18 protein-coding genes, 1 tRNA gene and 1 pseudogene are annotated in these 20,156 nt (G+C 69.8%); 8 read left to right on the plus strand and 12 right to left on the minus strand.

Annotated elements, in window-relative coordinates; translation table 11 throughout:
- Nucleotides 1-26: 26 nt before the first annotated feature.
- Together ACI795_RS14380 and ACI795_RS14385 are read right to left on the minus strand one after the other, a co-directional pair.
- Nucleotides 27-689, minus strand: coding sequence for a response regulator (locus ACI795_RS14380; protein WP_457076220.1), 663 nt, complete (start codon nucleotides 687-689; stop codon nucleotides 27-29).
- Nucleotides 686-2,278 carry a GAF domain-containing protein gene (locus tag ACI795_RS14385; RefSeq protein ID WP_457076221.1) on the minus strand — a complete coding sequence of 531 codons (1,593 nt, stop codon included), beginning with the start codon at nucleotides 2,276-2,278 and terminating at the stop codon, nucleotides 686-688. The genes ACI795_RS14380 and ACI795_RS14385 overlap by 4 nt, the downstream gene beginning before the upstream one ends.
- Nucleotides 2,279-2,351: 73 nt before the next feature.
- On the opposite strand from ACI795_RS14385, the gene ACI795_RS14390 reads away from it, so the two are divergent.
- From ACI795_RS14390 to ACI795_RS14410, 5 genes are all read left to right on the plus strand, one after another.
- Nucleotides 2,352-2,498 carry a hypothetical protein gene (locus tag ACI795_RS14390; RefSeq protein ID WP_457076222.1) on the plus strand — a complete coding sequence of 49 codons (147 nt, stop codon included), beginning with the start codon at nucleotides 2,352-2,354 and terminating at the stop codon, nucleotides 2,496-2,498.
- A 1,144-nt stretch (nucleotides 2,499-3,642) separates the two neighbouring features.
- Entirely contained in the window at nucleotides 3,643-5,343 is a 1,701-nt protein-coding gene (locus ACI795_RS14395; RefSeq protein ID WP_457076223.1) for an ATP-dependent nuclease, read from the plus strand.
- A complete protein-coding gene (locus tag ACI795_RS14400; RefSeq protein WP_457076224.1) occupies nucleotides 5,340-7,118 on the plus strand; it encodes a UvrD-helicase domain-containing protein in 1,779 nt (592 codons plus the stop codon). Before ACI795_RS14395 ends, ACI795_RS14400 begins: the two co-directional genes overlap by 4 nt.
- Before the next feature lie 1,008 nt (nucleotides 7,119-8,126).
- Nucleotides 8,127-8,342, plus strand: a complete 216-nt coding sequence (locus tag ACI795_RS14405; protein ID WP_457076225.1) for a hypothetical protein — start codon at nucleotides 8,127-8,129, stop codon at nucleotides 8,340-8,342.
- Nucleotides 8,343-8,485: 143 nt separating this feature from the next.
- Nucleotides 8,486-8,680, plus strand: a complete 195-nt coding sequence (locus ACI795_RS14410) for a helix-turn-helix transcriptional regulator (protein WP_457076226.1) — start codon at nucleotides 8,486-8,488, stop codon at nucleotides 8,678-8,680.
- A 431-nt stretch (nucleotides 8,681-9,111) separates the two neighbouring features.
- On the opposite strand, the gene ACI795_RS14415 is transcribed toward ACI795_RS14410, so the two are convergent.
- The 4 genes and pseudogenes from ACI795_RS14415 to ACI795_RS14430 form a co-directional block, all read right to left on the minus strand.
- Nucleotides 9,112-9,906, minus strand: a complete 795-nt coding sequence (locus tag ACI795_RS14415; protein WP_457076227.1) for a hypothetical protein — start codon at nucleotides 9,904-9,906, stop codon at nucleotides 9,112-9,114.
- 220 nt (nucleotides 9,907-10,126) lie between these two features.
- Nucleotides 10,127-10,522 (minus strand): tyrosine-type recombinase/integrase, encoded by a 396-nt coding sequence (locus tag ACI795_RS14420; RefSeq protein ID WP_457076285.1) that lies wholly within the window; start codon nucleotides 10,520-10,522, stop codon nucleotides 10,127-10,129.
- Between the two features lie 353 nt (nucleotides 10,523-10,875).
- A pseudogene (locus ACI795_RS14425) lies at nucleotides 10,876-11,364 on the minus strand (phage integrase central domain-containing protein); the annotation flags it as partial.
- Between the two features lie 79 nt (nucleotides 11,365-11,443).
- Nucleotides 11,444-11,516: transfer RNA gene (locus ACI795_RS14430), tRNA-Asn, on the minus strand.
- Nucleotides 11,517-11,653: 137 nt separating this feature from the next.
- Here ACI795_RS14430 and ACI795_RS14435 point away from each other — a divergent pair.
- The gene (locus tag ACI795_RS14435; RefSeq protein ID WP_457076228.1) at nucleotides 11,654-11,869 is read left to right on the plus strand and encodes a hypothetical protein; all 216 of its coding nucleotides are present in this window, start codon (nucleotides 11,654-11,656) and stop codon (nucleotides 11,867-11,869) included.
- Between the two features lie 18 nt (nucleotides 11,870-11,887).
- Here ACI795_RS14435 and ACI795_RS14440 read toward each other — a convergent pair whose 3' ends face one another.
- From ACI795_RS14440 to dusB, 5 genes are read right to left on the minus strand one after another with little or no spacing between them, the layout of a single operon-like run.
- Nucleotides 11,888-12,466: a hypothetical protein gene (locus ACI795_RS14440; protein ID WP_457076229.1), complete on the minus strand. Its 579-nt coding sequence runs from the start codon at nucleotides 12,464-12,466 to the stop codon at nucleotides 11,888-11,890.
- Nucleotides 12,463-14,346, minus strand: coding sequence for a DNA primase (gene dnaG, locus ACI795_RS14445; RefSeq protein WP_457076230.1), 1,884 nt, complete (start codon nucleotides 14,344-14,346; stop codon nucleotides 12,463-12,465). Before dnaG ends, ACI795_RS14440 begins: the two co-directional genes overlap by 4 nt.
- A gap of 15 nt (nucleotides 14,347-14,361) precedes the next feature.
- Entirely contained in the window at nucleotides 14,362-14,991 is a 630-nt protein-coding gene (locus ACI795_RS14450) for a YdcF family protein (protein WP_457076231.1), read from the minus strand.
- Between the two features lie 57 nt (nucleotides 14,992-15,048).
- Nucleotides 15,049-15,507 (minus strand): Rv0361 family membrane protein, encoded by a 459-nt coding sequence (locus tag ACI795_RS14455; protein ID WP_457076233.1) that lies wholly within the window; start codon nucleotides 15,505-15,507, stop codon nucleotides 15,049-15,051.
- On the minus strand, nucleotides 15,504-16,664 hold the full coding sequence (gene dusB, locus ACI795_RS14460) for a tRNA dihydrouridine synthase DusB (protein ID WP_457076234.1): 1,161 nt from the start codon (nucleotides 16,662-16,664) through the stop codon (nucleotides 15,504-15,506). Before dusB ends, ACI795_RS14455 begins: the two co-directional genes overlap by 4 nt.
- A gap of 255 nt (nucleotides 16,665-16,919) precedes the next feature.
- Here dusB and ACI795_RS14465 point away from each other — a divergent pair, with 255 nt between their 5' ends.
- Nucleotides 16,920-17,990 carry a type IV toxin-antitoxin system AbiEi family antitoxin domain-containing protein gene (locus tag ACI795_RS14465; RefSeq protein WP_457076235.1) on the plus strand — a complete coding sequence of 357 codons (1,071 nt, stop codon included), beginning with the start codon at nucleotides 16,920-16,922 and terminating at the stop codon, nucleotides 17,988-17,990.
- Between the two features lie 83 nt (nucleotides 17,991-18,073).
- Here ACI795_RS14465 and ACI795_RS14470 read toward each other — a convergent pair whose 3' ends face one another.
- Complete coding sequence (locus tag ACI795_RS14470; protein WP_457076236.1) at nucleotides 18,074-19,486, minus strand: glycine--tRNA ligase; 1,413 nt, start codon at nucleotides 19,484-19,486, stop codon at nucleotides 18,074-18,076.
- 153 nt (nucleotides 19,487-19,639) lie between these two features.
- Here ACI795_RS14470 and ACI795_RS14475 point away from each other — a divergent pair, with 153 nt between their 5' ends.
- Nucleotides 19,640-20,155, plus strand: a complete 516-nt coding sequence (locus ACI795_RS14475; RefSeq protein ID WP_457076237.1) for a hypothetical protein — start codon at nucleotides 19,640-19,642, stop codon at nucleotides 20,153-20,155.
- Nucleotide 20,156: the final 1 nt, after the last annotated feature.

The following is a 20,156-nucleotide window of genomic DNA, read 5'->3' on the forward strand; positions in this document are numbered from 1 at the left end:
CGGCCCTCGAGGCCGGACGGCGGCGGTCAGCCGGGGTCGACCAGCCCCTCCTTGACGGCGACGAGCGCAGCCTGGGTGCGGGACGTGAGCCCCAGCTTCATCAGCAGGTGGCTCACGTGGCTGCGCGCCGTCCGCTCGCTGATCGCGAGCTCGTCGGCGACCTCCTGGTTGGACCGGCCCCGGGCGACGAGGACCAGCACCTCCCTCTCCCGGGCGGTCAGGACGCCCAGGCCGGTCTGCGGTCCGCGCATCCCCCGCGCCAGGCGACCGGCGACGGCTGCGTCGAGGAAGACCTCGTCCCGGACGGCGGCCCGCAGCGCCGCGTCGACCTCGGCCGGCCCGGCGTCCTTGAGGAGGAAGCCGGAGGCACCGTGCTGCAGTGCGGTCTGGACGCGCTCGGTCTCCCCGAAGCTGGTCAGGACGACGACCTTGACGCCGGGGAACCGGCGGACGACCTCCCCGGTCGCGGTGACGCCGTCCATCTGCGGCATCTGCAGGTCCATCAGGACGACGTCCGGCAGCTCGCCGTGGGCGGCGGCCCGGGCCAGCCGGTCGAGCGCCACCTGCCCGTTCTCGGCCTCCCCCACCACGACCACGTCCTCCAGCGCCTCGAGGTAGGCCACCACCCCGCGGCGCAGGACCGCGTGGTCGTCGACGACGAGCACGCCGATCTCTCCTGGCCGGGTCACGGGACGGCCGGCAGGGACGCGGGCACCGGGAGGGAGAGCTGCACGCTGGTGCCGCCGGTGGGGACCTCCCGCACCGCGACGGTGCCGCCCCAGCGGGCTGCGCGCTCCCGCATCGTCGTCATGCCGAACCCGCTCGATGCTGCGGCGGGGTGCTCCGGCGCGGCAGCGTCCACGCCCCGGCCGTCGTCGGTGACCTCCGCCTCGATGCGTCGGCCGTCGGTGGTCATGGTGAGCAGGACCTGGATGCCGGTGGCGTCCGCGTGCTTGACGGTGTTGTGCACCGCCTCGGCGAGGACCCGGTAGACGTCCTCGACGAGGTCGGGGTCGAGCGTCGCGTACTCGTCCGCCGCGGGCGCCACCCGCAGGCTGACGGCCAGCCCGGTGCGCGCCGCCGTGGCGTCCAGCAGGGACCGCAGGGCAGGCACCAGCCCGGAACCGGCGGTGGTCGCCGAGCGCCGCTCGACCACCATGCCGCGCAGGTCGGCGAGCACGTCCGCGGCGACACCGCTGAGCTCGTCGGCCACCTGGGCCACCTGCTCCGGCGCCGGGGGCAGGCCCCGGCCCACCAGCACGGCCAGCGACCGGGCCTGCATCATCATCGAGAAGACCTGCTGGACCACCGAGTCGTGCAGGTCGACCGCCAGCTTCTGGCGTTCCTCGGTGCGCGCCGCCTCTCGCTCCCGTTCCAGCAGCGACGCGTGGTCCACCGCCATCGCGGCCTGCTCGGCCATGGCCAGCAGGAAGTCGAGCTCGGCCTCCCCGACGACCTGACCGGGGGCGAAGAAGGCGTTGAGGACACCCACGGGTGCGCCGCGGGCCAGGAGCGGGAGGCTGACGAACGACTCCCACCGGGGGTGGCGCAGGTAGTCGTGCAGCGGCGCCCACGCCGGGTCCTGCAGGACCCGGGCGTAGCGATCCGGCAGCACGACGGGCTCCCGCATCGCCAGGGACTCCAGCATCAGGAGCTCGGCACCCGCGGCCCGGCACTCGAGCAGCTTGTCGAAGAAGTCGTGCTCGCGGCCGAAGCCCGCCGCGCCCATCATGTGCAGCCGGTCGCCCGACGAGTTGACGGTGAGGATCTGGACGCCGGCGAGCGAGTCGGTGCGCGCGACCTCCTGGGCGAGCGCTTCGAGGGTCCCGGTGAGCGAGCGTTCCGTGGCGACGCTGGAGGCGACGGTGGCGATCGCCGCGAGCCGGCGCTGCTGCAGCCGGCTCACCGTGACGTCGCGGAAGGAGACGACCCAGCGATCGGTGTCCGGGATGGGGCGAAGGCTGTATGCCAGCTCCCGGCGGGAGCCGAGGACCGGCTCGCAGCTGACGGTCAGCTCGCCGGTGGGGGCCACGCTCGACGACGGCGGGAACGGGGAGCGGGCTCCGACGAGGGTCGACGGGGTCAGCCCGCAGAGCTCGGCGGCGGCGGGGTTGCCGTTGACGAAGACGCCGTCGGCGTCGATGACGGCCAGCCCGTCCGGGGAGTGCGTCACCGCGTCGGGGTGCCGGACGGCCACTGTCGGTGGTCCGAGGTCCACGTTGCCTCCTCCATCGTCCCGGCCGTCGATCGTGGCACCGATGAGATCGTCCGCGTCCACCGGTCTCAGCTCCGGGACCGAGTCGTCGACCAGGAGGAGGCATGCGGACGATCGTCGTGCAGATGATGTGTCGGTGGACGGGTGCTTCGAGGGGCCGGACCGCGACCTGAGCTGGCACATGGTGGACGACGAGCTGCACGCACACGTCAACGAGCAGCTCGCGACCATGAGCGCCTTCCTGGAGGGCCGGGTCAGCTACGAGCTCATGGAGGCAGTCTGACCGCCCGCCGACGAGGACCCGGACGACCCGGCGGTGATGCGGGAGTTCGCCGGCATCTGGCGGTCAGTGCCGAAGTTCGGTGTTCTCCCGGACGCTGCAGGAGGTCGGCCCCGACGCGTCGCTGCGGGCGGAGGTGGACGCGACGAGATGCGGGCGCTGAAACAGCAGCCCGGCGGTTCGGCAACGGCGTCGTCCTGCTGCGCTACGCCGTCCGCCGGCCCTGACCCCCGTCGCGAAGGCAGATCCGGACACGAGAAAGGCCCCCGACCAGCATCGCGCTGATCAGGGGCGTGGAGGCTCCCCCGACTGGACTTGAACCAGTAACCCTGCGATTTGATCTTGACCTAGTTGATCAGTGGCGACCATTGATGAGACAGCCCGTTGACCAGCACTTCCCGGGTTGGATCGCGTTGGGTGAATCTGCTCGTCCTAGCACGTTTTCGATGAGTAAACGATGCCTAGCCGACAGAATCAATCGCATCATGCGGCGTCCACGCCCAGCGGCGTTGACGCCCTGAGTCGGCGCGCAGCCCATCGGCTCGCGGCGAGCACTCGGAGGCTCCTTGACTACGTCGGACTCGGCCAACTGCCCCCTTTGACTCCAGCATCACGCAGCAGCAGGCCGCCAGGCGGGCCACGGAAGTCAGGGACGAGCCGACGGTGTCCTGCCTAACCACGAGCACCCCGGCTTCGAACACCGCGCCCTGCGAGGCTCAACCTCTGACCCGTCACCAACTCAGCCGTCCACCGCGGCACCCTCAACGGTCCCCTGACCGCTCGCCAGAGCCGCGGCCCGCCACATGACCGTCGCAAGCGAGGTAACGACCAACCCTGAAGCCGCCCCGGGGTGGGACAAGGCTCAGGTTTGGCGTCTCCCGCCTGGGACCTGACCACTCCCGCAACGGCGGCCAAACAGGTGGCTGCAATGCCTCACCCGGCGCCCTCGCGGGCCACTGACCTGACGACTCCGCAAGCATCACGCACCGGGCGAATGACTCGTCGACGACGCATCCCTCGGGCACGATCCTTCGAGGCACGCGAGCGCCAGCCAACCGGAGCGACGTAGGCACATCGGCTCGGGCGAAGACACGCCTGCCAACACGGTTCATGTTCGGTCACATCCGCTCCGCACTAGGCTCACAGCATGCGCCTCAGTCGGCTCGTCATAAAGAACTTTCGCAACCTGGTGGACGTCGACATTTCCATGCGCGACGGCGCTGTCATTGTCGGCGAGAACAGCGCGGGAAAGAGCAACATGCTGCACGCCCTCCGTCTCGTTCTAGACCCCCACCTGTCCAGCTACGACCGCCGGCTCTCCGCGGCCGACTTCTCTGACTACTTGGGTTCCGATCCTATGGGCACGGGTGCCACAGTCACGATCGCAGTAGAAGTAGAAGAGTTTGAAGACGACGAGGGTCTTCTAGCCACACTGCACTCATCCCTCATAGCCGGCGATCCGATGCGCGCCCGCCTCACGTTCCTATACCGCCCGAGAGCAGCAGAGTCGTCGGCCGAAGGTCGACCTTACGAGTGGATCATTTTTGGGGGGCAGGACGATCAGAACGTCGTCGGCGGAGAATTGCGGTCCTTCCTACACCACACACACATGCACGCTCTGCGCGACGTGGAGTCCGATCTTGCGTCCTGGCGACGGTCGCCGCTGCGCCCGATCATCGACGAGATCGCAACGAGCGTTCCTGCAGACGCCATGGAGACCGTCGAAGATGCGCTGGCGGCGGCGAACGATGCAATTCGGGATCTATCCCAAGTTCAGGACGCGGCAGTGCGGATCAAAGCGCAAACGGAACTGTTGGTCGGATCAATCCACGCACTCGAGCCGTCACTCGATCTCACCCCGGTCGATCCCACGCGGACTCTGCGCAATCTTCGACTCTTCCTTGACGGGGCCGCCCAGCGCGATCTGAACAGCGCCAGTCTGGGATCCCTCAATGTGTTGTACATAGCGCTTCTTCGACTCGATTTGGCTCGCCAGATAAAAAGCGGTGAGATCGAGCACGCCCTCACAACCATCGAAGAGCCCGAAGCCCACCTGCATCCACATCTGCAGCGTCGAATGTTTGCCGGGCTACTGTCGCAGACGTCTCCCAAGATCAGCACTATTGTTACTACCCACAGTCCTCATATCGTGTCCGTTACTCCACCTCAGAGTTTGGTCCTCCTGAGGCCCGACACAGGAGGCACGCGCGCCTACTCGGCAAGCGCGGCGGACTTGAGTGAGGTTGAATGGAATGACCTGCAACGTTACCTTGACGCGACGCGGTCAGAAATGGTTTTCGCTAAGCGCGTGATGCTTGTAGAAGGTTTCGCTGAACAAGTCCTAGTTCCACTCTTGGCCGGGGGACCGCGCCGCTTGGACGAGGAAGGCATAACAGTGTGTTCAGTGCATGGGACGCACTTCGCCTCCTATATCCGATTCCTTCGTGCGATCGGCACCCCATACGCCGTGATAACCGACGGAGATCCCACTGCTGGACCCGGGAAGACTGGACCGGAACGCGTCGCGCGACTGGCCAGACTAAGCGGAGTCGAGGCGTCGCAAGCGGAGGAGGTTGGACTATTCATGGGCACCGTTACGCTTGAGGCAGATTTGTTCGATACGTCGGCGGCAAACGCCTCTGCGATGGCCGCAGCGGCGGCGAGCTTCGCGACAACGACGACCAAGTCCAGCGAGAACGAGTCCAAGCTACTCAACGGAGACGGGACCGCCTTCGTTAAGGGCATGGGGGTCTCCAAAGGCAGGTTTGCCCAACGACTTGCCTCACGTGCCCCGTCATTAGACACGCCCCCATATATCGAGCGCGCGCTCCACTGGCTCAACAAGTGACTAGGCTCGACGAGGTCAAGCAGCTTCTTCAAAGCAACCCGCAGCAGTGGGAAGCGTTTGAAGAGCCTGGACACTGTGTGGTTCTCGCCCCACCAGGCAGCGGCAAGACTCAGCTACTGACAGCAAAGCTGGCAGATTCGGTCGCTCGACAGCGCGTGAGACCGCCTCGTGGTGTCGCCTGTATCACGATGACCAACGAAGCCGCCGGCGAGTTGCGCAGGCGTCTTGCTTCACTTGGCCTCCAGACGCGCTCCACGATGTTCGTGGGCACAGTACACGGCTTCGCTTTCAGCAGGATTGTTTCACCATTCGCCGCGCTCGCTGGGTTCGAGTCTATAAAAGAGCGCCGACTGGCGACCCCTCAAGAAGACCGCGCCTGCCGGGAGCTAGCACTTGAGGCTGCGGGATTTCGAGGTGGTGACCGAAGAAACGCCTTGTCGACGATGAACGTCGTCCGCCAGCGCTTGGATTTGAGCGGAAATCCGCTCCTAGGTGGGCCGCGGATTGCAGCGCTCGCCGAAGCGTTCGAGACGACCCTCGCCACCCAGGGGGTGTACGACTACAACACCATCATTGCCACAGCAGTGTCGCTGGTAGAGGACAATCAGTGGATCGCGCGCGCCGTAGGTGCAGCGTTCGCCGAAATGTATGTCGATGAGTATCAGGACTTGGCACCTGGCCTGGACCGAATAGTTCGCGCAATAACCTTGCGCAAAGGCTCCAAGACTCGTCTCTTTGCGGTAGGCGACCCGGACCAGGCGATCTACGCCTTCTCGGGGGCCCACCCTGAACTACTAAACCGCCTGGCCGCCGAGGAAGGCATCCATCGAGTCGTTCTCGAACGGAACTATCGTAACGGCCAGGGAATTATCGACAGCGCCCTCGCAGTACTCGGTCAGCAGCGGGTCATTCAAGGAACGGGCGCGGGTGGAGCGGTCGTAGTACATGCGCAGCAAGCTACGGTCGACGCTCAGGTTGGATACACCGTGGAGCTGGTCCGTAGGGCAATCAAGGAGGGGACTTCGGCGGACCAGATCGCTGTCGTTTCCCCGTGGGGCAGCGACCGAGACGCCCTGGCTGCGGCACTGCGGAACGCCGCAATCCCTGTGTTTGCCCGTTCGGACGAGAACTGGCGCACGACACCCTTGACATCTCTGGTGGAGACCGCCTCAGCTTGGATTAGCCAGCGGCACGTCCGCAGCCTACTACTCTCGGATATCGTTCCTTTATTCCGTCAATTCATCTCGGGCGGCGATCGGTCGGAGCGGCACACTAAGCTGCGCACACTCATCGGCACTTTAATCCGGCACGATTCAACGTCACTCGCTTGGGATTTCGTGCAGGACCTAACTGGGCTGCTAGTAGATGGTGGTCGCGGACTGGGCGACGACGACGTAAGCGAATACGAGCGGCTACGCTTTGCCATCTCCCCCGGCGGACCACTCGCTCACATGACGGTAGAGGACATGGGCAAGCGCGCGCGGGCAGTTGGTCATGTTCTAGCGTCAACGATCCACGCCTCGAAAGGCTTAGAGTTCGACGTCGTCATCATCTCCGGAGCGGACAATGCCGCCTTACCCGGATTCAATCCGACATCCGAAGAGGTCGCCGAAGGGCGCAGGAAGTTGTACGTCTCGATCACAAGGGCCCGTAAGCACGTTGACATCGTCTACTGCGCAAGTCGGATAAGCTCCAAAGGGAACCCTTACCGAGTCGAGGCGAGTCCTCTGATTCGCGCGCTGGCTAGTCAGCAGCCAGGTAACCTAACGTCGTAGGGCCAGAGATGAAAGTTGCCCATCGCCGGGACCCGGCATTAGCGTCACCACAGCCCGCCGGCTACCTTTCGTGACTAGAAAATGTCCCACATTGGGACTGGACTCGGACAATGCCGTCCGCAGTTCAGCGTGGCCATTCCACGTCCCGAGCGTGACTTCAGTATGAGGCCTGCCTCAGTGGGCCCTCCGTTGGCCCGCCCGATCACCCTCAACTCGTCCAAAGATCGGGACAGCCGCCTCCCATGGATGGCGACGCGGACTCCATCGCCGCCACCCCGCTGGCCGTCTACAGATCTAAAGGGCCTGACCCAGGTTGTAGGCAGGAGCGCCTGGACCCGGTGCGCCGGCTTCGCGAAAGGGATGGGGCGCACTCGGGCGAACGTTGTCACCGCCCGAATAACCAGCCCGGCCTCCACTCGAACGAGGGCTGAAGTGCGGCCTCACCCCCGGTCGGCGACTGATGGGACGTCACGCGAACGGCCCGTAGTCCGGAAACGGACCCTTTCTCTCACGCTGGCGAATGAGGAGATACGAGGACCCGCGCCGCTAGCGCCAGGGGCCAGCCCACAGCAACGATTGCTCCTTAGCGGATGACAAGGCCGGCTGGCCCCGCCCACTACCATCAAGATCGCGATCGACACACCTCCTGCACCCGGGCCTGTTGTTGCGTCGTGATGCATCGGGGTGACGTCGACTGAGACATCCATCCGGACAGTGGCCAGCATGGGCAGGCGCCGGAATGCACCGATGCGGTTTGAGGCGCAGCGCCGAGCAACCGGGCTGCGGGAGCGGCGACCGAGCGCTTCACAGACCGGTGATCCAGCAGCAGATCCAACGCAGGCCGTCGAGTCTGTTGCGCAAGCCCGGCGGCGCGCCGAGTCGACGTGCGGTTGGTGCGGCGGCCCGATCACCGTCAAGGCCACGGGGCGGCTCCCGAAGTGGTGCTCGGCGTCGTGCCGGCAGCGAGCCTGGGAGCAGGCTCGTGCGGCCTCGTCCGGGCTCTCGGCGGTGCAGGTCGTCGAACGACGCGTGGAGTCCCCTGTAACCACCCCGCCGACCCGCCACGACTGGCCCCGCCTGCTCGATGAGCTCATCACCCAGCTCGACACCGGCCGCATCTACAACCGGGACCTGGACGATTTGTCCGTCGCCCTGACCGCGATCGGCGTTTCGATGACCCGCCGGCTCTACATCCGCAGCCGGACAGCACCCCGCCCGCGCTGATCACGACGCCGGGGTGACGTGCCAGTCAGCCGGGGGTGACGTCGACTAGTTCGATGTCACCCCAACGCTGCTGGCAGCAACCGCACAAGGCCGGCGCCTCCTCGAATCGACCAGCTTCACTCGTGTCTTCCCGAGGAGATGCCATGACTGTTCGTCTGCTGACCACCGAGGAGGTCGCCGTCCGGTTCCGCACCAGCCCGGCCACCGTCCGCTACTGGCGGCACGTCGGTAGCGGCCCCGCCGGGATCAAGGTCGGTCGTCGGGTGCTCTACGACGAGGCGGAGTGCGACCGGTGGTGGTCGACCAAGGTCGCTGCATCGCTGCACGGCACCCGCTGAGCCGATCGAGCCTCCGCAGGCACATACCCGACTGCGAAAGGCAATGCCAGCTGGGCTGGGCTGCCGTAGGCGAGCGACGCACGTAGCCCAAACTCGAAGTCAGACGGTCAGACGGTCAGTCGGGCCGCTTCCTCTTGACTGGGTTGTCACGCCAGTCGGGGTAGGGCCCCTCATTCGTGAGTGGCCAGAATTGCTCGCCGCAATCGCAGAAGTAGACGGTCCCGTTTTCGCCAGACCAGATCATCTTCTCGCGCCACCACGACCGGTGCCCGGTGCGCCAAACGTGCCACAACAGTTGGATCATGAGCACTCCTCTTCGTGGGTGCCGTCACCGACAGCCTCCCGCATAGTCGCTACGTTTCCTTGAATGGGTCGCTCAGGGAGACAGCCCAGTAGGCGGCTTAAGGGACAGGGGCAGCCCGAACGAGGCCTTAGCGGTAGAGCTCGCGGACCAGGGCCTCCCGAAGTAGCGGTCCGAGGGAGGCATCTTCGGCTGTCTGCTCCACGGTTAGCCGGAAGGTACGAACGCCGCAGCGCTCCCAATGAAGGTCCTTCGTTCGATCGTCGGCGTAACGGCGACTGTTGCCGTGATGAGGCCCATCTACCTCAATCACAAGCGCCCGGCCGTTGCCAACGATCAGGAAGTCCGGGGTCCGCTGGCCCATGCGCTGCAGCCGCACGGTAGGCAGAGGAACGATGGCGAATGCTCGTGCCTCATGGGCCGCCTGCTGTAGCGTGACCAGCGACTTGTATACGGCGATCTCGGCGAGGCTGCCGAATGTCAGCCCATCGTAAACCGGGTTGGCGGCGTCTCGCCGCTCCCGGCGAGCATGGTTGGTAGCTCGTTCGGCAGTGAAATCTCGCTCGCCCCTGTCACGCCAGTCAACAGGAACCTCTGGCAGGGCCTCCTGCACGGCTATTTCGTCGGCGGATCGGTGATGACGCCGAAGGACGTAGCCCAGTTTGGCCCAGATCCGCTCGCGCACCTCCGGCGTGAACCTTTCGACTAGGTAAGGCTCAACGTCCAGTACGGCGCCGATTACGGATCGCGCGCCAAAGACTGAGGTCGAGTCAGGCTCACTTCTTAAGAAGTCCAATCGCAGGCTCTCCACATCGAGCACCAGCAGCGCCGCTTGCTCGTCGCCACTATCGCGAAGCAATTGGTATGTCATTCCCAGCAGGACGTCTAGCGAGACGCCGTCCTCGTCCTCATCCTCGAACCCCAAGGTGCTCCTCCCTTTGGCCGACACACGTCACCAGCCCAGTGTTCAGCCCCGCAGGAGCGCAGCGTCGTTAGGAGGGTCACGAAGCATGACCGTGTCCCATGGTGGGCCGCTTTGGGACACCCGGCGTCTCCGCCCGTCCTGCCGCAGCCGACCAACGGTGGAGGTCACGCCAGTAGTAGGCGTCGATTGGGTCGCGTGCCCGACGCAGCAGACGACCCGATCAACGGCCGAGCACGCGGGCCGCCTCGGCACTGACCACTTGGCGGCCGAAGTAGACGTCCAGCGTCATCGAGGGGTTGGCGTGGCCGAGCTGGTCGGCCACCTGGCGCGGGGTGAAGCCGGCTTCGTCCAATCGAGTCGCCACGGTGTTGCGGAAGGTGTGCGAGGTGACCCACGACCACGGCCCCTCGGCGCAGCGGACCGGGCGGCCAGCTGCCGTCCGGCTCGGGCCCCGCTGGAAGCCAGTGCCGCCGCAGGCGTCGCACTCGAAGCCGTCCAGCAGCTGGCGGAGGTCGGTGGAGACGTTCGTCGGGTCGCGCAGCGTCCCGGACAACGGGGTCGGGAACACCAGTTCGGTGTCCGGCCGCAGCAGTGACGCCAGCCGGCGGCGCACCATCTCCACCGCGAAGTCCGGTACCGCAATGAACCGCCAGCCGCGGCGGTCTTGGTCCGCGGCTGGACGACCATCCCCTGCTTAGGCACCCGCACCGCGGTGGCGTTGACCTCCCAGGTGCCGGCGTCCAGGTCCAGCAGCGGCCGGCCTGCGGTCTCACCAGTCCGCAGCGCCACCGCCTCCCCGATCCGGGCGCCGGTGGCCAGCATCCAGTCGACCAGGTCGACGACGTCCAGCTCGTTCGCCCTGGCAGTCCCGCGGAACAGCTCAACCAGCCGGGTGGTCTGCTCAGCGGTCAGCGCCCGCGGTGCCTTCTTGGCGGTGGTGTCGATTCGGACGCTGGCGTCGCGCACGGGGTTGGCAGTGATGGCGCCGTCGTCGATGGCGAGGGAGAACATGCCGGACAGGCAGGCCCGGGCGGTCTTGGCCGCACCCGGCCCGCTGGTCTTGGCGATCGCGGTGAGCGCCCGGCCGACCCGGCCCGGGGTGACCCTCTGCAGCGTCAGCTGGCCGAAAGCGGGGAGCACCGAGGTGCGGATCACCGAGCGGTAGGTGCGTTCTGTGCCGGTGGACCAGCCGTGGTCGGCGGCGAGCCACCCCTCCACGAGCGCGGATACCCGGGAGCTGGCGGTGATCACCCCGGCTCCACCGGGGCCGCGGCGGGCGGCCAGCTCGGTCTTCAGCGCCCGCCCGGCGGCGGCGCGGGAAGCGCCGGTCTTGGAGACCAGCCGGGTGCGGCCGTCGTCGAAGTCGCGGAAGCGGGCGCGGGCCTGGGTCTCGCCGCTGGGCAGGAGCAGGAAGCCGATCTTGCCGGACGTGCCCACCGGCAGCGGTGGTCGTCCCATGCGGCACCTGCGCTCATCGGTTTCCGATAAGTTGATGACGCCTGGTTGGAAGCCCCAGAGCCATGAACCCTGGTCAGAGCTCCCCCGACTGGACTTGAACCAGTAACCCTGCGATTAACAGTCGCATGCTCTGCCAATTGAGCTACGGGGGAACGTACGGGTTGTCGCCCGTGCGCCTGGAAGAGACTACCCCACCCCGGCGCCTCGGCCGGGAGGGGGTTCTCGGCGGGTCGCGCGGCGCGCCGGCCGGTAGCGTCCTCACGACCGTCCCGATCACTGGAGGAACCCCGTGGCCAAGCTGTCCTTCCTCGCCGGCTTCGGTGCCGGCTACGTCCTCGGCGCCCGGGCCGGTCGTGAGCGCTACGAGCAGATCCGCCGCGCCTACAACCACGCCAAGGACGACCCGCGCCTGCAGAGCGTCGCGGGCATGGCCCAGGCCCAGGCCGACGTCGCGGTGAAGTCGGTCAAGGCCAGCCTCAGCGGGCAGGACACCGGCCAGCGCTGACCCCTACCCGGCCCGCGGTCAGCGGGTCGGGTCGTCGCCGTCCACCGCGGCGGCCAGCCGGTCCCGGGCGATCTGCCGGGCCTGCGGGTCGTCGCGGTCGGCGTCGTCGTCGAACACCACGCTCCACTCCCGCGCCGCCTGACCGGGCACCCGCCGGGCCACCAGCAGCACCGCTCCCCCACCGGGCAGCGGGTGCCGCTGGCTGGTCACCACCGTCCGGTCGACCCGGCTGCGCACCTCCGCCGGCAGCTCCCCCGCCTCGGTCAGCACGTACCGCTGCTGCGGCCCCCGGGCCTGCACCCCGGGCTCGACCTGGCTGAGCGGCGTGACCAGGAAGCTGCCCCCGGCGCCCGCCGCGGTCCACCGCGCCGTCCCCACCTCGTGCCAGCGCAGCACCGGCACCGCCGCGGCGTCGGGCAGCGCCAGGTCGGCCGGCACCACCCGCAGCCCTCGGGACGTGGCCACCAGCCAGCCGCCGGCCACCAGCGCACCCCAGGCGAGCACCCGCTCGTCCGGGTCCGGCGAGGCGGCGACCACCGCCCGCACCGGCTCCGGCGGGCGGGCCCACCGGGCGCGCAGCGCGCCGAGCAGCGTCACGGCGTGAGGCCGCCGGCCGCCCGCTTGCGCAGCGAGATCGCCAGCTGCTCGAGGTCCATCAGCTGCTTGAACGCCTTCATGTACTCGTCCGCCGCCTCGACCGGGTTCATCCGCTGCAGCTTGCCCTTGAGCGCGGCCACCTGGCGGACGGTGGTGATCTCCTGCAGCCGGGCCATCAGCGCGTTGACGTAGCTGACGTCGTTCTCCCCCACCGACCGCAGCGGCTCGACCGCCAGCGCGGTCAGCATCGCCCGCGCCGTCTCCCGGTCGCAGTGCTCCCCCACCTGGTCGATCCAGGCGGCGCCGCTGACCGTGGCCCCGGCCGCTCCCCCGGCCGCGGCGATCGCGGCGGCCACGGCGGCGTAGTCGGGGTTGGTGAAGTCCTCGGCGCGCACGGTGTCGAACTCGGGGCCGGCGATCTCCGGGCACTGCAGCGCCGCCTTCACCGCCTCCCGCTCGACCTCGACCGCGACGTCGTCCGGGCTCTTGCGCGGGGTGCGCACCCGGCCGCGCTCGGGGGCGGCGCCGCCGTCGGCCAGGCGGCGCACCCGGGCCACCACCTCGGTCTCGTCGGGCAGGCCGAGCAGCCCGGCGAGCCGGCGGGCGTAGGCCGGCCGCAGCGCGTGGTCCTTGATCTGGGCCAGCAGCGGGGCGGTCTTGTCCAGCGCGGCGACCCGGCCCTCGACCGTGTCCAGGTCGTACTCGGCCAGATGCGTGCGCAGCACGAACTCGATCAGCGGGGTGCGCCGGGCGATGAGGTCGCGCACCGCGGCGTCCCCGTGCGCCTGGCGCAGCTCGCAGGGGTCGCGGCCCTCCTGCTCGACGGCGACGAAGGTCTGCGCGACGAAGCGCTGGTCCTCCTTGAACGACTTCATCGCCGCCGCCTGACCGGCCGCGTCGCCGTCGAAGGTGTAGACGACCTCCCCGCGGAACTCGTCCTGGTCCATCAGCAGCCGGCGCAGCACGTTGATGTGCTCCGGGCCGAACGCCGTCCCGCAGGAGGCGACCGCGGTGGTGACGCCGGCGACGTGGCAGGCCATCACGTCGGTGTAGCCCTCGACGACGACGGCCTGGTGGTTGCGGGCGATGTCCCGCTTGGCCCGCTCCACGCCGTAGAGGACCGAGCTCTTCTTGTACAGCGGCGTCTCGGGGGTGTTCAGGTACTTCGGCCCCGGGTCGTCGTCCATCAGCTTGCGCGCGCCGAACCCGATGACGTCGTTGGTGAGGTCGCGGATCGGCCAGATCAGCCGGCGGTGGAACCGGTCGATCAGGGTGCCGCGGGAAGACTCCTTGGCCAGCCCCGCGGTGACCAGCTCGCCCTGCGAGTACCCCAGGCCGCGCAGGTGCCGGGTGAGGGTGTCCCAGCCGCCGGGGGCGTAGCCGCAGCCGAAGTCCAGGGCGACCTGCCGGTCGAAGCCGCGCTCGGCGAGGAACTGCCGGGCCGGCGCCGCCTCCGGGGTCATCAGCTGCTCCGCGTACCACCGCGCCGCCTCGGCGTTGGCCGACACCAGCCGGGCCCGCTGCCCGGCCGCGGCCCGGTCGGGCCCACCGGTGGGCCGGCCGCCGTCGTCCTCGTAGTGCAGCTCCACGTTGGCCCGGCCGGCCAGCAGCTCGACGGCCTCGGTGAAGGAGAGGTGGTCGATGTCCTGGATGAACCGGATGACGTCGCCGCCCGCCCCGCACCCGAAGCAGTGGAACAGGTTCCGCGACGGGGTCACGTGGAAGGACGGCGACTTCTCGTCGTGGAACGGGCACAGCCCCTTCAGGCTGCCGCCGCCGGCGCGCTTGAGCTGCAGGTGCTCGCCGACGATCTCGTCGATCTTCGCCCGCTCCCGGACCAGCGCGATGTCGGCGGCCCGGATGCGTCCGCGACCGGCCATGGCTCGTCCTCCCTCTCAGCCGATGCCCGGGGCGCCGGCGACGCTCTCACCGGTCGCGCGGTAGAGCAGGTACGCGGCGGTCTCCCGGAGGATGTAACGGAACTGGGTGGTGCGGGTCTGCACGGCCGGACCCTGGCGGGTGGGCGAGCTCGTGGCGTCCAGGCCGGCGTCCTCGGCCATCCGCTCGGCGCGCATGGCGTGCCACGGATCGCTGACCAGCACGGCGTTCCCCCAGCCTCGGTCGGCGAACTCCGCGGCGACCGCCCGGACGCTCTGCAGCGTGTCGACGCCCTCCTGCACGGCCAGCAGCGCGTCCCGCGGGACGCCGTTCTCGGCCAGGTAGTCGCGACCGGCCTCGGCCTCGGAGAACTCGTCGCCCTCGGCGCGGCCGCCCACGGTCACGATCACCGGGGCCACGCCCTCCTCGTAGAGCTCACGGGCGTGCTCCAGCCGCGCTTCGAAGATCGAGGACGGGACGCCGTTGTACTGCGCCGAGCCGAGCACCACGATCGCGTCCGACGCCGGCCGGGCGTCCTGCCGGGCGGTCCACCAGATCGCCAGCGCCGTCGAGCCCACCAGCAGCACCGAGGCGGCGACCGCAGCCCCGATCACCCGGACGGCCAGCCGGCCCGCGAACGCTGCCACCCGTCATGGGTACCACGCGGCGCTGACAGGCAGCCGACCGGACGGCGACGTGCCCGCTCAGTCCAGCGTCCGGGTGCCGCACACCTTCGTGCCGCCCTCGGGGACGACGGTGAGCTGGGTCCGGGAGACCGCGCCGTCGTCGTCCCAGCGGACGTCGACCAGCTGCACCGGGTCGCCGTCGACCACGTCCGCGGTGGCCCCGGTGACCTCCGGGGTGCCGGGCCGCAGGTACGTGTCGGCGAGGTCGGGGGCGAGCACCCGGGCCCGCACGTCGTCGCAGACCAGGTCGTAGGCGGTGGGGAGGTCGCCGGCGTCCAGCGCGCGGATGAAGACCGTGGCGACCTCGGTGGCCTGCTCGTCCGGCGAGCCCTTGAACACGCCCATCGCCGCGACCATCGCGACGGCCACCAGCACGGTGCCGACCAGCAGGCCCAGCAGCAGGCCGGTGCGCCGGCGCGGCGTGCCGGTGTGCAGCGGCGCCGGGCCGTCGTCGTAGAGGAAGGGACCGGTGGTCATCCGCCGCTCACCGTCAGCTCCGCGCCGGACGGCGGGGTCGGGTCGTCCCGGTCGGCCAGCCAGCCCTCCGGCAGCGCCACCGGCCGCGGCGGGGTGGTGCGCCCGCGCGGGGCGCCGAGCACCGCCTGCGGGTAGGGCTGGTCGGGGATCCGGCCGAGCAGCTCGGCCAGCTCGTCCAGGCTCGACACCATCGCCAGCGCACGGCGGACGTCGGAGCCCACGCTGAACCCCTTGAGGTACCAGGCGACGTGCTTGCGGAAGTCGGTGCAGCCCCACAGCTCGCCCTGGTCGGCCGCCAGCAGGGTGGCGTGCCGGTGCATGACCGCGGCCACCTCCCGCAGCGTGGGCAGCGCGCGCTGCGGGGAGCCAGCGAAGGCCGCGGCCAGGTCGCCGAACAGCCACGGGCGCCCCAGGCAGCCGCGCCCGACGACGACGCCGGCGCACCCGGTCTCGGCGACCATGCGCAGCGCGTCGTCGGCCTCCCAGAGGTCGCCGTTGCCGAGCACCGGGATGTCGAGGGTCTGCACCAGCCGGGCGATCGGCGCCCAGTCGGCGGTGCCGCTGTAGAGCTGGTCGGCGGTGCGCCCGTGCAGGGTGATCCCGGCGGCGCCCTCGTCCTGGGCGATCCGCCCGGCGTCGAGGTAGGTGACGTGGTCGGCGTCGATCCCGATCCGGGTCTTCACCGTCACCGGCACGTCGCCGGCGGCTGTGACGGCGGCCCGGACGATGTTCCGGAGCAGGGTGCGGCGCCACGGCAGCGCGGAGCCGCCGCCCTTGCGGGTCACCTTGGGCACCGGGCAGCCGAAGTTGAGGTCGATGTGCGCCGGGCGGGCGCCGGCGACGTGCTCGTCGACCAGCATCTCCACCGCGCGGCCGACCGTCGCCGGGTCGACGCCGTAGAGCTGGACGCTGAACGCATCGGTCTCACCGGGCGCCGCCTGGACCATCTGCAGCGTCTTCGCACTGCGCTCGACCAGCGCCCGCGTGGTGATCATCTCGCAGACGTAGAGGCCCGCCCCGAACTCGCGGCACAGCGTGCGGAACGCCGGGTTGGTGATGCCGGCCATCGGCGCCAGCACCACGGCGGGGTCGACGGTCAGCGGGCCCAGCCGCAGCGGCGGCAGCGCCGTCGTCCGCTCGAGCGTCCCGCTGGTCACGACGTCCAGGGTAGGTGCACCGGCTGTGTGCCCGTGCTCACGACTCGACAACGACGCCGCGGGTTGAGCCGGGCCACCTGACGTCCAGCCGTGCCACGGCACGGCTCAGCGTCAGGCCGGCCGGCTCAACCCGGTCCACGGACAGCGTTAGCACCCAGCCGCGTACGGGAGGCGCCGCCGTCCCCGGCCGAGGGGCCGATCCACAGCCGCCCCGTTCCCCTCCCCCGGCCGGTGACCACCGGGCACGGTCGGCCCGTGGCCGTCCCCCTCTCCGTCCCCCGGGCCGTCGACGAACCCGCGCGCCGCCGGCTGGGCATCTTCACGACGGCGGAGCTGGCCGAGCAGGGTGTGGGTGAACGCGAGATCCGCACCGCCGTCCGCACGGGCACGTGGGTGCGCCTGCGGACAGGGGTCTTCGTCACCGCCGCCGACCTCGCGGAGATCGAGCGGACCGGGCGCCGGCCCGGACTGGACGCGCTGGCGGTCACCACCGGCCTGGCGCGCCCCTCTGCTGTCCTCAGCGGGGCGACGGCAGCCTGGGTGTGGGGCCTGCCCCGGCCCAGGGCGACCCCACCCACGGTGCACCTGACCGATCCGCACCGGTGGCGCCGCGGACAGGGCTGGCTGATGACCCACGCCGCCCTCCCGGACGACGAGATCACCTCTCGCGGGGCCTACCGGGTGACCACCGCGGCACGCACCGTCGTCGACCTCGCCCGGTCGTGGCCGGAGGTGCACGCGGTCGCCGCGGTCGATGCCGCGCTGGTGCGCGGGCTGACCGACCGCATCGAGCTGACCCGCGTGCTGGACCACCAGCTGTGCGTTCCCGGGTCCCCTCGCTCGGTCCGTGCGGTGGCGCTCGCGGACGGCCGGGCGGAGTCGTGGCTCGAGACCCACGGACGGCTGAGCTTCGCCGCGCTCCGGTTGCCCCCGTTCGTGCCGCAGGTGGAGCTGTGGGTCGAGGGCCGCCTGCTGAAGGTCGTGGACGGCTGGTACCCGGACGCCGCCGTCGCGGTGGAGTTCGACGGGCGGGTCAAGTACCGGTCACCGGGCTACGGCCGCACCCCCGAGGAGGAGCTGTGGCGGGAGAAGCGGTGCGAGGACCTGCTGCGTGCGCTGGGCATCCGGTTCCTCCGGGTCGTCATGGACGACCTCGGCGCCGGACGGGAGGACCTCGCCACCCGGACGCGACGGCTGCTCGCGAGCGACGGTCCGCGCACCCGCGGGTTCACCGCGGTGCCGCGCGCGGAGGGACGGGTCCGCGGCGAGCTCGCCGTCGAGGACGGGTGGTTGGCCCGTATCGACGACCGCCTCGATGCGAGTTGAGCCGGCCGACCTGACGTCCAGCCGTGCCGTGGCGCGGCTGGACGTCAGGTGGACCGGCTCAACCCGGGAGACCGACCTGGAGCTCAGCAGCCGGGGAGGCGGGCGCCGAGGTAGGAGACGACCTGGTCCAGCGCCACCCGCTCCTGGGTCATCGCGTCGCGCTCCCGGATGGTCACCGCGTCGTCCTCCAGGGTGTCGAAGTCGACGGTGATGCAGAACGGGGTGCCGACCTCGTCCTGCCGGCGGTAGCGGCGGCCGATGGCGCCGGCGTCGTCGAAGTCGACGTTCCAGTTCTTCCGCAGCTCGGCGGCGAGGTCGCGCGCCTTGGGCGAGAGGTCGGCGTTGCGCGACAGCGGCAGGACGGCGGCCTTCACCGGCGCCAGCCGCGGGTCGAGCTTGAGCACCGTGCGAGTGTCGATGCCGCCCTTGGCGTTGGGCGCCTCGTCCTCGGTGTAGGCGTCGACCAGGAACGCCATCAGCGAGCGCGTCAGGCCGGCGGCCGGCTCGATGACGTACGGCGTCCAGCGCTCGTTGGCGGCCTGGTCGAAGTAGGACAGGTCCGAGCCGGAGTGCTCCGAGTGGGTCTTCAGGTCGAAGTCGGTGCGGTTGGCGATCCCCTCCAGCTCGCCCCACTCCGAGCCCTGGAAGCCGAACCGGTACTCGATGTCGACGGTGCGCGTCGAGTAGTGGCTCAGCTTCTCCTTCGGGTGCTCGTAGTGCCGCAGGTTGTCCGGGGAGATGCCCAGGTCGGTGTACCAGCGGGTGCGCTCGTCGATCCAGTACTGGTGCCACTCGGCGTCGGTGCCGGGCTGGACGAAGAACTCCATCTCCATCTGCTCGAACTCACGGGTCCGGAAGATGAAGTTGCCCGGGGTGATCTCGTTGCGGAAGGACTTGCCGATCTGGCCGATGCCGAACGGCGGCTTCTTCCGCGCCGCGCCCATGACGTTGGCGAAGCTGACGAAGATGCCCTGCGCGGTCTCCGGGCGCAGGTAGTGCAGCCCCGACTCGTCCTCGACCGGGCCGAGGTGCGTCTTCAGCATCATGTTGAAGTCGCGCGGCTCGGTCCAGGAACCGGTGACGCCGCAGTTCGGGCAGGTGATGTCGGCCAGGCCGTTCGCCGGCAGCCGGCCCTTCTTCTCCTCGTAGGCCTCTTCGAGGTGGTCGGCGCGGAACCGCTTGTGGCAGTTCTGGCACTCGGTCAGCGGGTCGGTGAACACCCCGACGTGACCGGAGGCGACCCACACCTGGCGGGGCAGGATGACCGAGGAGTCCAGGCCCACGACGTCGTCCCGGCCCTGGACGACGGTGCGCCACCACTGCTTCTTGATGTTCTCCTTGAGCTCCACGCCCAGCGGGCCGTAGTCCCAGGCGGAGCGGGTGCCGCCGTAGATCTCCCCGGACGGGAAGACGATCCCCCGGCGCTTGCAGAGGTTGACCACCTTGTCCAGGCGGGCGGGGTCGGCGGTACGGGGAGTCTGGGCGTCGCTGGGCACGAGGGCTCCATCCGGCTGGCGGTCGGCGGGGTGACCCCTAGACGTTAGTCGGCCCGTGCGGGCGACCAGCAGGCGACGACCGCGGGCGGCGGACACCGGGTGTTCACCGGACGACGGTGGGCGGTCGGGCCCGGTCCCCCTAGCCTGCCCGACATGACCGACACCCCGGCCGGCACGACGTCGGAGGTCCGGGCCTCCGAGGTCGACGCCCACCTGCAGACCGTCACCGACCGCCTGTGCGACGGCCATCCCGAGGTGGCCGGCCCGGTCCGCACCGCCCTGGGCGGTCTGCGCGACCGGCTGCGGCGCGTGCACACGCAGTGCGGGCCGACCGACGCGACCGTCTGGGCCGCCCACCGGGCCGAGCTCGACCGGGGCCTGGCCGAGCTGGAGGTCGAGCTGGACCGCGCCACCCGGCACGAGCCCAGTGGCGGGCCGACGCTGGATGCACTCTTGTTCACCACCGTGTCCTCGCTGGAGCTGCGCGCCTGGCGGCTGCGGCTGGACACCGTCGGGGGCGCGCCTGCCGCCGTCCACGATCTGGCGTCGACCGCCCGGCGCGAGGTCGACGCCGTCCGCGCGACCGACGACGGCGAGGCCCGGGCGCGGGCCGCGCGGACGATGGAGGCGCTCCGCCGGGAGCTGGACGACACCGCCTCCGGGGCCTGAG

The sequence above is a fragment of the Modestobacter sp. SYSU DS0290 genome, assembly GCF_054050955.1.